The organism is Microvirga yunnanensis (assembly GCF_025460875.1).
Genome location: NZ_JAMXFI010000095.1, coordinates 1 through 14,443 on the forward strand (window position 1 = coordinate 1; position 14,443 = coordinate 14,443).

The following is a 14,443-nucleotide window of genomic DNA, read 5'->3' on the forward strand; positions in this document are numbered from 1 at the left end:
ATCATGGCGCCTGGTACGGGCGGTCGGGGGTCTCCAATTATAGTGCAGCCTATGCGGCCGAGAACTCGGCCGTGATCCCGAATGTGTGCGGCTACTACCCTTACTCGCCCTGCGGCAACGAGTGAGGGATCTTGCGGCGGTGCAGGACGCGGAGAGCCACCGAACGTGAGAGGACCTGAAACATGAAAGCCAATGGAACAGCCGGGATCGGCCTTGGCGCCTTGTTCGCCTCCGTGATGGCATTCAGTGTGCCGGCGGCGGCGCAGCAGCAGAAGCCCAACATCCTCGTCATCATGGCCGACGACATCGGCTACTGGAACATCAGCGCCTACAACCGCGGCATGATGGGCTACCGCACGCCCAACATCGACCGCATCGCCAACGAAGGCGCGATCTTCACCGATTATTATGGACAGCAATCCTGCACGGCCGGGCGTGCGGCGTTCATCACCGGTCAGAGCCCTTTGCGGACCGGGCTCCTGAAGGTGGGACTGCCGGCCGCCAAGGAGGGCCTGTCGGACAAGGACCCGACGATTGCCGAACTGCTCAAGCCGCAGGGCTACGCAACAGGTCAGTTCGGCAAGAACCATCTCGGCGACCGCAACGAGTTCCTGCCGACGGTGCACGGCTTCGACGAGTTCTTCGGCAACCTCTACCACCTCAATGCCGAGGATGAGCCCGAGCATGCGGATTATCCCAAGGACCCCGCCTTCAGGGCGATGTTCGGGCCGCGCGGCGTGTTGCGCTGCCGTGCCACCGCCACGGACACGCCCGGCAGCGATCCCCGCTTCGGCCCGTGGGGCAAGCAGACCTGCGAGGACACCGGCCCTCTGACCAAGAAGCGCATGGAGACGATCGACGAGGAATTCCTCAATGCGTCACTCGACTTCATCGACCGGGCGAACCGGGACCGGAAGCCTTTCTTCGTGTGGCTCAACCCGAGCCGCATGCACATCTGGACCCGGCTCAAGCCCGAGTCGGAAGGCAAGACCGGGCTCGGGATCTATCCGGACGGCATGGCGGAGCACGACGGGCAGGTCGGGCAGGTTCTGAAGAAGCTCGATGACCTCGGCATCGCCGACAACACCATCGTGATCTACACCACGGACAACGGGGCCGAGGTTTTCACATGGCCCGACGGCGGCACCACCCCGTTCCGCGGCGAGAAGAACACCAACTGGGAGGGCGGCTATCGCGTCCCGGCCATCGTGCGATGGCCCGGCCAGGTGCCGGCTCGGACCGAGATCAACGACATCGTGTCCGCCGAGGATTGGACGACGACCCTGGTCGCCGCGGCGGGCGAGCCGGACATCAACAGCAAGCTGCTGCAAGGCTACGATGCGGCGGGCAAGACCTTCAAGGTTCACCTGGACGGCTACGACCAGCGCGACCTGCTCGGCCGCAAGGGGCCGAGCAAGCGCCGCGAGTTCTTCTACTGGACCGACGACGGCAACCTGGCCGGCCTTCGCTACGACCAATGGAAGGCCGTGTTCCTGGAGCAGAAGGCACATGGGCTCGATGTGTGGGCGCAGCCGATGATCGAACTGCGCCTGCCGATGCTGTTCAACCTGCGCTCCGATCCTTTCGAGCGGGCCCAGAACGAATCCGGCGACTACGTCAGATGGTTCATCGAACATGCCTTCGTGGTGGTCCCGGCCCAGGCGATCGTCGGCCAGCATCTGGCGAGCTTCCAGCAGTTTCCACCCCGCCAGCGACCCGGGTCCTTCTCGGTCGAGCAGGCCATGGAGAAGCTCAGGCTCCCACCATCCAGCAACTAGGGCATCGGACGGACCCGAACGATGCGCCAGCCAAGAGTGGAGCATCGGATCCGATCCCAAAAGTGGGTCCACTTTTCACGTCCGATGCTCTAGAGCACCGGGTGCAAAAGTAGGAACCGGTTTTGCGTGAAAAGATGCTCCAAAACAAAAGCTTGAATCATCGGGCGTGAGGTCGATGACACGTCCGATGCTCTAGCGCATCGGACGGAAAAGTGGACCCGGTTTTTCGCCTCATCCGATGCGCCGGTCAAGAGAGGGAGCCTCGGATGAATCCCAAAAGTGGTGTCCACTTTTGGGTCCGAGGCTCTAGCGTCCCTGGCTGAAGCCGGGACGCCGCAAAAGTCCCGTCGGACCGGCTTATCGGTCGACGGAGATTCCAGTCAAGGAGATGAACCATGTCCGTGAAGCATCGTGCCTCCGATCTCATCCTCTTCGTCGGCCTCGTGCTCGCGCCAGGCGTTGCGCTGTCCCAGGACGCGCCGGCCAACCCGCAAGTGCCGATCAGGAAGGCCATCGGCCGGGTCACGCCCACCGGCCCGGTGCCATCTCTCGCCGTGCTCAACGCGGCGGGCGCAAAGCTCGAGGGAACCAAGCTGACCCTGACGGGCGTGTCGCCGAGTTCGATCGTGTTCGCCGATCGCCCGGTGCGGGCGGCCGGTCACGTCATGACCCAGCAGTTCATCATGCAATGGGACGAAGGCAAGAACAACTTTGCCGTTGATCCGCCCAACGCCACCGTGTCCGTCCTGGGCGGCGACGGCTCGAAGGTGAGCGACGCCGTGGTGACCCTGAAGGCGCCCAAGCTCGAGGGCGGCAACCTCACCTTCGACGTGGCGGTGCTGGAAGGCAACTTGGACGGCGCGAGCGGGCCGGCCGCCCTGTTCATCGATCACTTCGGTGGCGGCTTCCGTGGCGGATTCGCTGGCGGCGGGTTCGCCGGCGGCGGGTTCCGCGGCGGCGGCTTCGATCGCTTCGGCGGCTTCCGCGGTGGCGATTTCGATCGCTTCGGCGGTGACCGCTTCGGCTCCGTGCGGGTCGGCGACGTCAACGTCGTGCGCGGCACCTACTGGCATGCTCCAGTCTATCGGGGCGCCTGGTACGGAGCGGGCGCCACGGCGGCGGGCGTTGCCGCCGGGACCGCCCTGGGAGCCGCCGAGGCGGCCTACCCTGACCTTGGCTACAGCGACGATGGCCTGTGCGGCTACTATCCCTATGGGCCTTGCTACTGAACGGACCGTGTTCGAGCCTTGGGTTGACCACTCCCCCGGCTCTGGCTGGCACACAGAGCCTCGGACGTGACCCTCTGGGTCCGTCCGATGCTCTAGCGCACGCACGGCATCGCCTTCGCGCTCCGGCTCTTGCGCCGACCGTCGCCCTCGCGGTGGCAAGGGCCGTCGACATCCTGAACCGGAGCTTCATCGTCCCTTCGACAGCAAGGGCCGGTGGCAGCCATCGGCGTCCGGTCCGGGCGTCGTTTCAAGGACCATGGCTTCGGAGCAACGGATTCCGGATCAATGGGCCGGAACCACCAAGCTCGCCAATGTCACTCTCCCGTCGGACGTGTAGTGGTTGACGTGCCCAGTGGCCATGCATTGGCCCGCCTGATACACCTTCACGTCTGCGATCGACCCGATGGTCTCCAACGCGGCGATGATGAAGTCGCGTTCGACATTCGTGTCCGAGTCCGTGGCGTGGGTGATCTGAAACGTGAGCCGGGTCAGGGACAGACCCGTGTCTTTCGTGCCCGCCCCGACCCAGAGGACCCGTTCGTCGTCCGGTGGGCGATCGGTATTGAGCCAGAAGCCCGCGGATCCCCCGGCCCAGGTGGTCTCGGCTTGCGCGAGGCCCAAGGACCAGAACCGAATGTGGTGACGCTTCCGGGGAGAGTTGTCGATCGCCTTCTGAAATCCGACGTCCTGGCCCCGCCCGAACAGATAGAGGGTGCTGAATGGGGCCGTGGGATAGGGCGCGTTGAACACGAAGGCTCGGATCATGCCCCAGGAACTGGCCAAGCCCAGTCGGTCGGCCTCCGACCAGCCCAGAGCCGCAAAAGCCGCGCGAAGCTGGGCGAGAGTCCCCACGAGCGCCACGTTGACGGGATCGCCCGGCAGTCCGTCGCCCGTCGTGGTGAAGCTGGGCACCCGCTTCCGGTGGAGGAGCTTGAGGCCCATGCGAATGATCCACGGAAGAACCCCATAGGCGGCGATCGCGTAGGTGACGCCCACGGCCAGGATCCATGGCAGCCTTTGGTCCGCGGTATCGAAGACGACGAAGACGATCAGCCAGACGGAGAAGACGCCCAGCGCAAGGATGACGAGGCGTTGCAGAAGGCGGCTCAGAAATTGCATGATCCCGTTTCCGTCGCGACCGATTGCGCAGGGATCAACAATCCGTGCAGATGCCCTGCTTGACCTCCTGATCGATGCGCTTGGCCCTTTGGTCCATCTGCTGGATGGCCTTGGCATCGTCGGCCGAGAATTCCTTGTCCGGCGGTGGCACGGTCTTGCTGTCGAGCATCCGATCGATCTCCGACCCGGACGGGATCCGAACCTCGCCCGAGGGCGTGAACGGCCGATTGCTGTCCTGCGCCAGAACCGGCGTTACGGCGATCAACGCACACAGGGTGGGGAGTCCTAGATAACAGCGCATTGCGATGAACCCCGAAGCGGAATGCCAGCCCCTCGTGGAATGCCGCCGGTCCGATGCGTCCAAGCCCTTGGGCAGGATAGCCCCTTCGGCCGCCGGAACCAACTGGGATAAACCCTGAAAGTGCCAGAGGAAGACCCTGAAACGTCGGGAGCGTAAGCATTCGCGATGAGGCGACAGGACATCGGCCCAAGGGCTTCGAACCTGCCCGGCCAGTGGACCTGTGGCAGCCACCCGGGAGCCCGGCGCGATGTCCATGCCGCCGATCATAGACGGCACACCTGGACGAACTCAGTCGACGGTAATGGTCCCGGTCATTCCGAAGCCGGCATGCAGGAAATGCGTGCAACTCATCCTGTAGCGTCCCACCGTCACCGGGATGAGGCTCACCGTGCGGCTCTCTCCCTTGCCAACCTCAATCCTGCCGCCCACGAGAGTTGCCGCGTCGCCCGGGCTTACCTGAGTGGCAGCGAAGAATTCCGGTGCCGCGAGGTTGTGGCCCCCGGAGCCTCGGTTCACGAGACGAATTTGGTAGGCCTGGCCGTGGTGCAAGTGCAGGTTCTGTGGCGTGAACGCGAAGTCCGAGAGGACAATATTGACCGGCTTAGCCTGCGATCCCGCGGAGGAGCGGGTCGCGGCCGACGCGCTCCCGCAGAGGCAAATCACCGCCGTGGTGATGATCAGCGAGGTCTTCATGAGTGCCTCCCATCAGAGCCCCGCCTCACCGTACCATATGAGCAGGATTGTCCCGGTGCTGGCCCGCACAAGGCCGTCAATCCCTTGAGACGACTTGGCCATGGGGCTCCACCTTCTCGCCGCTCGAAGGCGAAGCGGCCTATCCGCGCTGGCGCGTCCACCCATTCACTGCCCGAGACGAAGCACGCAGAGCCGACGAGCTCGGGTCAGCCGCTTCCGGAACACCGAAGAGGGTGGCCGCCTCCCCACCTGAGGCCTTCCTGCAATCCAGGCAGTGGCAGACCGCCACGAATTGGGGGTCTGTGTCGAATTCGAACCGGATCGACCCGCAGACGCAGCGCCCGTGTATTTCTTGGGCGTGGCCACCTCTCGATCTGGAGCCGACCCTGGCGGCCGGTAGCGCCTCAAGCCCATGCCGGAAGGCGCGGACGAGCCTGTTGAGCGGCGTAAAACGTCGCAAAGAAGAGCCATGCCCGCGGGTCTCCGCCCCTCTCCTCGGGGGTGGAACGACCCTGGTTTTGAATGTAGGCTCCCGTTAGAGCATCGGACCCAAAGGTGGGTCTACTTTTGGGTCCGATGCTCAATTCCTGAAGCGGCGCATCGTTCGGCGCGGACCCAGCGGGCCGCGCAAGCGAACACCGAGTTCACTTTTCCGCACGATGCCTCCAGGCAGAGAGGGACACGATCATCGGCGCAGTCTCGGCGGACGAAAAGGTCACTTGGTTCGGGCCGTTCCGGCTCGACGTGCCGCGGCGCAAGCTCACCTGCGGCAACGACCCCGTGCACCTGGGCGGCCGGTCGATGGACATCCTGATCGAGCTTGCGAGAAGCAAGGGGAGTCTCGTCCCCAAGGACGTGCTCGTCGCGAAGGTCTGGCCGAACCTGACCGTGCACGACGGCAACCTGAAGGTCACCGTCGCGGCTCTGCGCCGCGCCCTCCGGGAACACGCGCCGTCCGTTGACTACATCGGCAATGTCGTGGGCCGCGGCTATTGGTTGCGCGACGACGACGAAGCCGGGCGGGCGACCGCGCAGATCGCGTCCTCGGGCGCTTCTCTGCCCGATCTGGCGATGTTGATCGGGCGCGAAGACGAGATCGCGGCGATCCGCGCCTCGCTCGCCGCCAATCGCCTGACCACGATCGCCGGCCCCGGTGGGATCGGCAAGACGACGGTCGCGGTGGCGGCCGCGCAGCTCTTCGAGGATGACGGGCGCGGCGCCGTGACCTTCGTCGACCTTGCCCGGGTGGCGAGCGACGAGTTCGTCACGGCCTCCCTGGCCGTCGCGCTCGGGATCCGGGCCGACGGCAGCGACAGCCTGCAATCGCTCGTGTCCATCTTGGCCGGACAGAAGATCCTTCTCGTGCTGGACACCTGCGAGCACGTTCTCGGGGCCGTCGCCCACATCTCCAACGTTATCCTGGCGGGCGCTCCGGAGGTTCGGATCCTCGCGACGTCGCGTCAGGTGCTGCGCGCCCGCGGCGAGAAGGTGATATGGCTGGAGCCCCTGCCCGTCCCGCCCGACGAGCCGGGGCTTGGGATCGCGGAGGTCCTGCGCTACGCGGCGCCGAGGCTCCTGGCGGCGAGGGCCAGGGACAAGGCGGAACTCCTGCTGAACGATCACCATGCCGGCGTCTTCGGCGAGATTTGCCGGAGACTCGACGGGTCGCCGCTGGCGATCGAGCTTGTGGCTCCCCGGTTGGCCGGACGGAGCCCGGAGGAGGTCCTCGCGGAACTCGACGACCGGTTCAAGACCTTGCGCCGGTCGGCGGGCGGAGGTCCTCTGCGTCACCAGACGATGCTGATGACGCTTGAGTGGAGCTATGCGCTCCTCACGGAGGACGAGGCCGCGATGCTGCGAGCCGCCTCCGTGTTTGCCGGCACATTCGGCGCGGACGAGGTCAGGATCGTGTCTGGCGGCGCCCTCGGCCCGGCGGCAGCGGCCGATGCCGTCTCGGGCCTGCGTCTCAAGTCGGTGTTCAGCGTGGACGAGGCATCGGGAGAGCTCCGCTACCGGCTGCTGGACAGCACCCGGGCCTTCGCGGCAAACCTGCTCGAGAGTCATGGCGAGCTCGCCGAGGTCTCCGCCCGATATGCGAACCTTCTCTTGGACGTGCTCCGACGGGCGGAGACGGATCTGCTCGCGCTCAACAACCGCCGGTGGCGGGCCGTCTACGGCGCGCGATCCGACGATCTCCGCAGAGCGATCGAGTGGACCCTCAACCGGGGGAACGATCCGCTTCTGGGGGTTCAGCTCGTCGCGGCCGGGCTGCCCCTCTGGCAGGAACTCTCGCAGGCCGAGGAAAGCCGGCGAAACTGCGAGCGGGCGTTGGTCGAGTTCGACCGCCAGGGCGGCACCGACCGCAGACTGCAACTCGCCATCATGGTCGCCCTGGCGTCGGCGAACACCTACCTGTCCGCCGACCCGGACAAGGCTGCGCACTTGTTCGACGACGCCCTCCGGCTCGCGCGCGATCTCGGCGATGTCAAATCGGAGTGCCGTATCCTGGGAGCCCTTGCGCTCTACCAGCTTTTGCCGGGCTACGACAGCGATGCTCCCGACACGCTCGAGGCGATGCGGCAGGCGGCGATCCGGGCCAACGATCGGGCGGCCCAATGGGAGGTGGAAAAGCACCTCTCCGAATGGGAAACTCTGCAATGTGACTTCCCGTCGGCATGCTCCCGGCTGGAACGTCTGTTGGAGGTTATGCCAGGCTTCGAAAACCCGGAGATTCCTCAAGGCCTCATCCATCAGCGCATCAAGGCGCAGGTCCATCTTGGCGCCATGCACTGGCTGATGGGTCGCCCGGGCCAGGCCCTGGCACTGACCCGCGACGTCGTGAGCGTGGCGAGCGGGGCGCATCACGACCTGACTCTCATCCATTGCCTCGCTCACGGGGCAATCTTCACCTACATGAGATGTGGCGCTTACGAGGAGGCGGCCGCCTGTTGCGGGATCCTGACCCGCGCAGTCTACCGGTCGGGCGCGGCGGGGTGGCTGCCCCTCGCGCGCCTGTACACCGCCTCCGTCGCAGCCGCCGCGGGTCCGTCTCCGCCTGTGGCCGAGTTGCAGTCTTGCTTTGACGAGCTTCGGACCGGGATGAACCAGATCGGAAACCACAGCTATTACGCCACCCTCACCGAGGCGATGCTGGCGGCTTGCGAATACGGGAAGGCACGCGAGGTCATCGACTTCGTGTTGGACATGGGCGCCCAGAAGTGGATCAGGCCGGAATTCCTTCGCATGAAGGCCGCGGTTCTGCGGTCGGACGGCCTCGACGACGAGGCTCTTACCCTGCTTCGGGAGGCTCTCCTGAACACCGTCGAGATCGGTTGCCGTTCCTGGGGGATCCGGATCGTCGTCGACATCGGAAGGCTCCTGCGGGACAACGGCGCGATCGATGAAGCCCGCGACCTGGTCGAGCCCGTCCTCGCCGAGTACGACGACGGCTCCGACACGGAGGATCTCGCGAGAGCCCGCGCGCTCCTGGCCGAGCTGTAGACATCACTGCCGGATTTGCTCGGTTTTTCACCGTTTTACATGCGTTGAGACCTTGGCTCCCTAAACTGACCCGATCGGGATCGTGCAGCGCGGAGCAGCCCATGAACACCCCAGACCTCGACCTCTCGCGCCGCGAATTCGCGGCCGGCGCCCTGACCACGGTCGTGACGGCCTCGGCTCCCCGGGCGAGGGCCGCCCAGGCGGCGACGCCCGGGTCCGCGGCCGGAGCCGCACCCCAAATGACCGTCGCCCTGCAGGTGAACGGGCGCAGCCATGAGCTGACATTGGACCTTCGGACAACTCTGCTGGATGCGCTGCGGGAACATTTGCGGCTGACCGGGACGAAGAAGGGTTGCGATCACGGTCATTGCGGGGCCTGCACCGTGCATGTCAACGGCACGCGCATCAATTCCTGCCTCAGCCTTGCCGTCATGCACCAGGGCGACAACGTCACCACGATCGAAGGCCTCGGGACGCCCGACAAGCTCCACCCGATGCAGGCGGCCTTCATCAAGCATGACGCCTACCAGTGCGGCTACTGCACATCCGGCCAGATCTGCTCGGCTGTCGCCCTCGCGGCCGAAGTGAATAAGGGCGTACCGAGCCACGTGACCGCCGACTTGACGGCGCCGATGAAGCTCGACAACGCCGAACTGCGCGAGAGGATGAGCGGCAACATCTGCCGCTGCGGGGCCTATTCGAACATCGCCGAAGCCGTCAGCGAAGCCAGTGGAGCGATCGAATGAAGCCCTTCACCTACGAACGGGCCAAGAGCCCGGCAGAGGCCGTGCAGGCGGTGACCTCGACGCCCGGCGCACGCTTCATCGCTGGCGGCACGAACCTCCTGGACCTCATGAAGCTCCAGATTGACGCGCCGACCCACCTCGTCGACGTCCGCGGCCTACCCTTCACGACGATCGAAGACACGCAGGACGGCGGACTTCGGATCGGCGCGCTCGTCACCAACACCGACCTCGCCTCGCACCCGCGGGTCAAGCGCGACTATGGCGTCCTGTCGCGCGCCATCGTGGCCGGGGCCACGGGGCAGTTGCGCAACAAGGCGACCACCGGCGGCAACCTGCTCCAGCGCAACCGCTGCCCCTATTTCTACAACACCGACATGCCCTGCAACAAGCGCCGCCCTGGTTCGGGCTGCGCCGCCCTGGAGGGTGTCTCGCGTTCCCTCGCGGTGATCGGCACGAGCGACAACTGCATCGCCCAGAACCCCGGCGACATGGCCGTGGCGCTCCGCCTGCTCGACGCCGACATAGAGGTGCTCGGTCCTTCCGGCCGCACGCGTACCCTCCCGATTTCCGAGTTCCACCGCCTGCCCGGCGACACGCCGGAACGCGATTTCGCCCTCGGCAACGGGGAGTTGATCACCGGGGTGAAGCTGCCGCCGCCGCTCGGCGGGACGCACCATTATCACAAGGTCCGCGACCGGGCCTCCTACGCCTTCGCGATCGTCTCGGTCGCAGCCGTGCTGCAAAAGGACGGCAGCGGCCGCGTCGCGTTCGGGAGCGTCGCGCCGAAGCCCTGGCGCGTGCAGGAGGCGGAAGCGCTCCTGCCGCAGGGGCCATCGGCCGTGACGGACCGGGCCTTCCAGGATGCGAGGCCGACAAACGACAACCGGTTCAAGATCGCACTGGCCGAGCGGACGCTGGCGCTGGTGATCGACGAAGGGAGGCGGTGAGCCATGGATTTCACATCTCCAGCCGGCCCGAACCCCATCGACCGCCAGATTGCGGTGGGCCGCGCCACATCCCGCGTCGACGGCCCGCTGAAGGTCACGGGAACCGCCCCCTACGCGTATGAACGCCACGACGTGGCTCCGAGGCAGGCTTACGGATACGTGGTCGGCTCTTCCATCCCCAAGGGGCGCGTCACCGGAATCGACACGGCCGCCGCGAAAGCCGCGCCGGGCGTGGTCGGGATCATCACCACGCTCGACTACAAGCCTGCCGAGCCTCCGGCGCGGCAAGCCGCGAACCTCTTCGGCGGCGACGAGATCTCCCACTACCACCAGGCGGTGGCGCTCGTGGTCGCCGAGACGTTCGAGCAGGCCCGGGCCGCCGCGCAACTGGTCGACGTGCGCTACGACAAGTCGGCAGGGAGGTTCGACCTTGCCGCCGAAGCCGCGGCCGCGAAACCGGCGGTCGACATCAACGAAGGTGAGGACGCCAAGATCTATGACCGCCTGGGCGACTTCGATGCCGCCTTCGCGGCGGCGCCGGTTCAGGTCGACGCGAGCTACACGACACCTCACCAGACCCATGCGATGATCGAGCCGCATGCCTCGATCGCCGCCTGGCAGGATGGCAAGCTGACCGTGTGGACGTCCACGCAGATGGTGGGATGGACCCGAACGGGACTGGCCAAGATCCTCGGCCTCCCGGAGCCTGACGTCCGGATCGTGTCCCCGTTCATCGGCGGAGGCTTCGGCGGCAAGCTCTATCTGCGGGCCGACGCCCTGCTGGCCGCCTATGCGGCGAAGGCACTCGATCGTCCCGTGAAGGTGACTCTCCAGCGGCCGCTGATCATCAACAACGGCACGCACCGCTCCGCGACGATCCAGCGGATCCGTCTGGGTGCAGGCCGCGACGGCAGGCTCACGGCCATCGGCCATGTGGGCGTCAGCGGCAACCTCCCGGGCGGCGCCCCCGAGGCGGCGGTCGCGCCGACGAAGCTTCTCTATGCGGCTCCCAACCGGGACATGTATTTGACGCTGGCCGAGCTGGACCTCGGCGAAGCCAACGACATGCGCGCGCCCGGCGAGGCGCCCGGGCTGATGGCGCTCGAGATGGCGATGGACGAACTCGCCGAGAAACTCGGCATGGATCCCGTCGAGCTGCGCATCCTGAACGACACGCAGACCGATCCGCGCGACCCGAACAGGACATTTTCCGAACGCCACCTGGTCGAGTGCCTTAGGACGGGCGCGGAACGTTTCGGGTGGTCCCGCCGCAACCCCAAGCCGGGTTCGGTCCGCGACGGCAAGTGGCTGGTCGGCATGGGGGTCGCGGCCGGCATCCGGCTGAACCTCCTGATGCCCTCGGCAGCGCGGATCCGGCTGGAGAGCGACGGGACGCTCACGGTCGAAACGGACATGACCGACATCGGGACCGGCAGCTACACGATCCTTGCCCAGACGGCTGCGGAAATGATGGGGGTCCCCGTCGAGGCCGTGACCGTGAGGCTCGGCGACTCCGCCTTCCCCAATGCCGCGGGATCGGGTGGCCAATGGGGTGCCAACAACGCGACCTCGGGCCTCTACGCCGCCTGCGTCAAGCTGCGAGAAGCGGTGGCGACGACCTTCGGGATGCGCGGCAACGACGTCGACTTCTCCGGCGGCATGGTGACGGCCGGGGGGCGCTCCGTTCCGCTCGCCGAGGCCGCCAGGGCCGGTCCACTCGTCGGCCAGGACGGTATCGCCTATGGCGATCTGGACAAGACCTATGTTCAGGCGACCTTCGCGGGCCAGTTCGCGGAGGTGGGCGTCGACGGTTTCACCGGCGAGGTCCGCATGCGTCGCATGCTCCAGGTCGTCGATGCCGGACGCGTTCTGAACCCTCTAACGGCCCGGAGCCAGGTCATCGGGGCCATGACGATGGGTGTGGGTGGCGCGCTCATGGAAGCGCTCGCGGTCGACTCGCGCTACGGCCTCTTCATCAATCACGACCTCGGTGGCTACGAAGTCCCTGTCCATGCCGACATCCCGCACCAGGAGGTGATCTTCCTCGATTACCCCGACTCGGTCTCTTCTCCCATGAAAGCGAAGGGAATCGGCGAGATCGGCCTGTGCGGCGCGGCGGCCGCGGTCGCCAACGCGGTCTACAACGCTACGGGTGTCCGGGTGCGCGACTATCCGATCACGCTGGACAGGCATCTCGACCACCTGCCCACGGTCTCGTGAAATGGGACGCGTCCTGCAGACCGGAGGTTGGGTCGGCGAAGAAGCCGGACCGGACGTTTACGTCGACCGGAAGGAGCAGGTCTTCCCGACCCTCGGCGGCGAGATGATCGACCGCATGCGGCCTTATGGCCGGGTGCGGTCATTCGAGGCCGGGGCGTTTCTCTACCGGTCGGGCGAGCGGGGAGTCGATCTCCACGTCGTCCTCGAGGGGGCTATCGAGATCCTGGATGACAGCCTTGATCAGGAAGCGTCCATCGTCGTGACCTACGGCCATCGTCAGTTCACCGGGGAGTTCGATCAACTGAGCGGGCGCGCGACGCTCGTCTCGGCGCGCGCTGCGCAACCCGTGAGGGCCCTGGCCTTCGACCGGCCCGGCTTCCGGAGCATGGTCGAAGCGCAGCCCGACATCGCCGATATCCTGTGGCGGGCCCTGATCCTGCGCCGCCAGGGGATGATCCAGAACGCGGTCGGCGGCACCATCCTGATCGGCAGCCGGGCTGATCCCGCGTTTCTCCGGATCGGCCGGTTCCTCTCGCGCAACGGCTGCCCGCACCGGCAGATCGACGCCGACGGGGATTCCGACGCGCGCCGGCTCATGGTGAGCGCCGGCGTCAATGCCGACGATCTCCCGGTCGTGATCGTTGGGACTCGGGCGATCCTACGCCATCCTGACGACAGGAGCCTGTCCGACATCCTGGGCGTGTCCGAACCCGTGGACGGGGATCACATCTACGATCTCGCGATCATCGGCGCCGGTCCGGCCGGACTCGCCGCCGCGGTCGGCGCGACCTCGGAAGGGATCGACACCATCGTGGTCGACACGGTGGGTCCGGGCGGCCAAGCCGGCACAAGCTCCCGCATCGAGAACTATCCCGGCTTCCCGCTGGGCCTTTCGGGCCAGACCCTCGCCGCCAAGGCGCTCGTGCAGGCGCAAAAGTTCGGTGCCCGGCTGATCGTCGCGCGCGGCATCGAGGCGATCGACTGTGAGCGCTGCCCCTTCGTGCTGCGCCTCAACAGCGGCGAGCGCATCATGGCGCGCGCTGTCCTCGTGGCCGTCGGCGCGACCTACCGCTCCCTTGACCTCGACGACATCGACAGATTCCACGGGCGCGGGATCCACCATGCGGCAACGGGCATGGAGGCGAAGCTCTGCCGCGACGCGGACGTGGTCGTGGTGGGCGGCGGCAACTCGGCCGGTCAGGCAGCCCTATTCCTGTCGTCGCATGCGCGCCACGTGCATGTGCTCGTTCGGGGCTCCGCATTGGCCGACACCATGTCCGACTATCTCCTCCGGCGGCTGGAAGCGTCGGATCGCATCTCGATCCATACGGGAGCCACGGTGACGAGGCTTGACGGGGACTTGACCCTGACCCGCGTCCGATGGTCGTGCCGCGATGGGACCGAGGGGCTGGCGGACGCCTCGAACCTGTTTCTCATGCTTGGCGCCGTGCCGAACACCGGCTGGCTGCAGGGCTGCGTGGATCTCGACCGCCATGGCTTCGTCCTCACCGGGGGATCGTGCGGCGACGGGACCGGCCGCTACCGAACCAGCCGTCCGGGCATCTTCGCCGCCGGGGACGTCCGGTCGGGCTCGGTCAAGCGTGTGGCCGCAGCGGTCGGTGAAGGAGCCGTGGTCCTTGCCGAAATCCATCACTGGCTTAGAGCATAGGACGTGAAAAATGGACCCACCTTCGGGATCGATCCGATGCTCACTTCCTTAAGCGTCGCATCGTTCGACGCGGACCCAGAGGGCCACGTCAGTGGCCCGCTTTCGTCCGCATGATGCGCTAGAGCATCGGACGGACCCAGCGGGCCGCGTCAGCGAAAAGTGGATCCGGTTTTCGCTGGCGCGGCCCGCGGGGTCCGGTGTGAACGAGGCGCTCAATCAAAAAGTAAACAAAAGATGGAT

10 protein-coding genes and 1 pseudogene are annotated in these 14,443 nt (G+C 66.4%); 7 read left to right on the forward strand and 4 right to left on the reverse strand.

Annotation, left to right across the window (positions count from 1 at the left end):
- Positions 1-182 precede the first annotated feature (182 nt).
- Both NF876_RS31650 and NF876_RS31655 read left to right on the forward strand, forming a co-directional pair.
- On the forward strand, positions 183-1,778 hold the full coding sequence (locus NF876_RS31650) for an arylsulfatase (RefSeq protein WP_315974461.1): 1,596 nt from the start codon (positions 183-185) through the stop codon (positions 1,776-1,778).
- 395 nt (positions 1,779-2,173) lie between these two features.
- Positions 2,174-3,007 carry a hypothetical protein gene (locus NF876_RS31655; RefSeq protein WP_262272169.1) on the forward strand — a complete coding sequence of 278 codons (834 nt, stop codon included), beginning with the start codon at positions 2,174-2,176 and terminating at the stop codon, positions 3,005-3,007.
- Positions 3,008-3,289: 282 nt separating this feature from the next.
- Here the strand turns inward: NF876_RS31655 and NF876_RS31660 are convergent, their stop codons facing one another.
- The 4 genes and pseudogenes from NF876_RS31660 to NF876_RS31675 all read right to left on the reverse strand — a co-directional run.
- Positions 3,290-4,126: an LssY C-terminal domain-containing protein gene (locus NF876_RS31660; protein WP_262272170.1), complete on the reverse strand. Its 837-nt coding sequence runs from the start codon at positions 4,124-4,126 to the stop codon at positions 3,290-3,292.
- 34 nt (positions 4,127-4,160) lie between these two features.
- Entirely contained in the window at positions 4,161-4,427 is a 267-nt protein-coding gene (locus NF876_RS31665) for a hypothetical protein (RefSeq protein WP_262272171.1), read from the reverse strand.
- Positions 4,428-4,715: 288 nt separating this feature from the next.
- Positions 4,716-5,120 (reverse strand): cupredoxin domain-containing protein, encoded by a 405-nt coding sequence (locus tag NF876_RS31670; protein WP_262272172.1) that lies wholly within the window; start codon positions 5,118-5,120, stop codon positions 4,716-4,718.
- 214 nt (positions 5,121-5,334) lie between these two features.
- Positions 5,335-5,469 (reverse strand): annotated as a pseudogene (locus tag NF876_RS31675) (GFA family protein); the annotation flags it as partial.
- Between the two features lie 431 nt (positions 5,470-5,900).
- Here NF876_RS31675 and NF876_RS31680 point away from each other — a divergent pair.
- From NF876_RS31680 to NF876_RS31700, 5 genes are all read left to right on the forward strand, one after another.
- Positions 5,901-8,621: an ATP-binding protein gene (locus tag NF876_RS31680; protein WP_262272193.1), complete on the forward strand. Its 2,721-nt coding sequence runs from the start codon at positions 5,901-5,903 to the stop codon at positions 8,619-8,621.
- A 101-nt stretch (positions 8,622-8,722) separates the two neighbouring features.
- A complete protein-coding gene (paoA, locus tag NF876_RS31685; RefSeq protein ID WP_262272173.1) occupies positions 8,723-9,367 on the forward strand; it encodes an aldehyde dehydrogenase iron-sulfur subunit PaoA in 645 nt (214 codons plus the stop codon).
- Positions 9,364-10,314: an FAD binding domain-containing protein gene (locus NF876_RS31690; protein ID WP_262272174.1), complete on the forward strand. Its 951-nt coding sequence runs from the start codon at positions 9,364-9,366 to the stop codon at positions 10,312-10,314. Before paoA ends, NF876_RS31690 begins: the two co-directional genes overlap by 4 nt.
- A 3-nt stretch (positions 10,315-10,317) precedes the next feature.
- Positions 10,318-12,534 (forward strand): aldehyde oxidoreductase molybdenum-binding subunit PaoC, encoded by a 2,217-nt coding sequence (gene paoC, locus NF876_RS31695; RefSeq protein ID WP_262272175.1) that lies wholly within the window; start codon positions 10,318-10,320, stop codon positions 12,532-12,534.
- A gap of 1 nt (position 12,535) precedes the next feature.
- Positions 12,536-14,203: an FAD-dependent oxidoreductase gene (locus tag NF876_RS31700; RefSeq protein WP_262272176.1), complete on the forward strand. Its 1,668-nt coding sequence runs from the start codon at positions 12,536-12,538 to the stop codon at positions 14,201-14,203.
- The last annotated feature ends 240 nt before the right edge of the window (positions 14,204-14,443 follow it).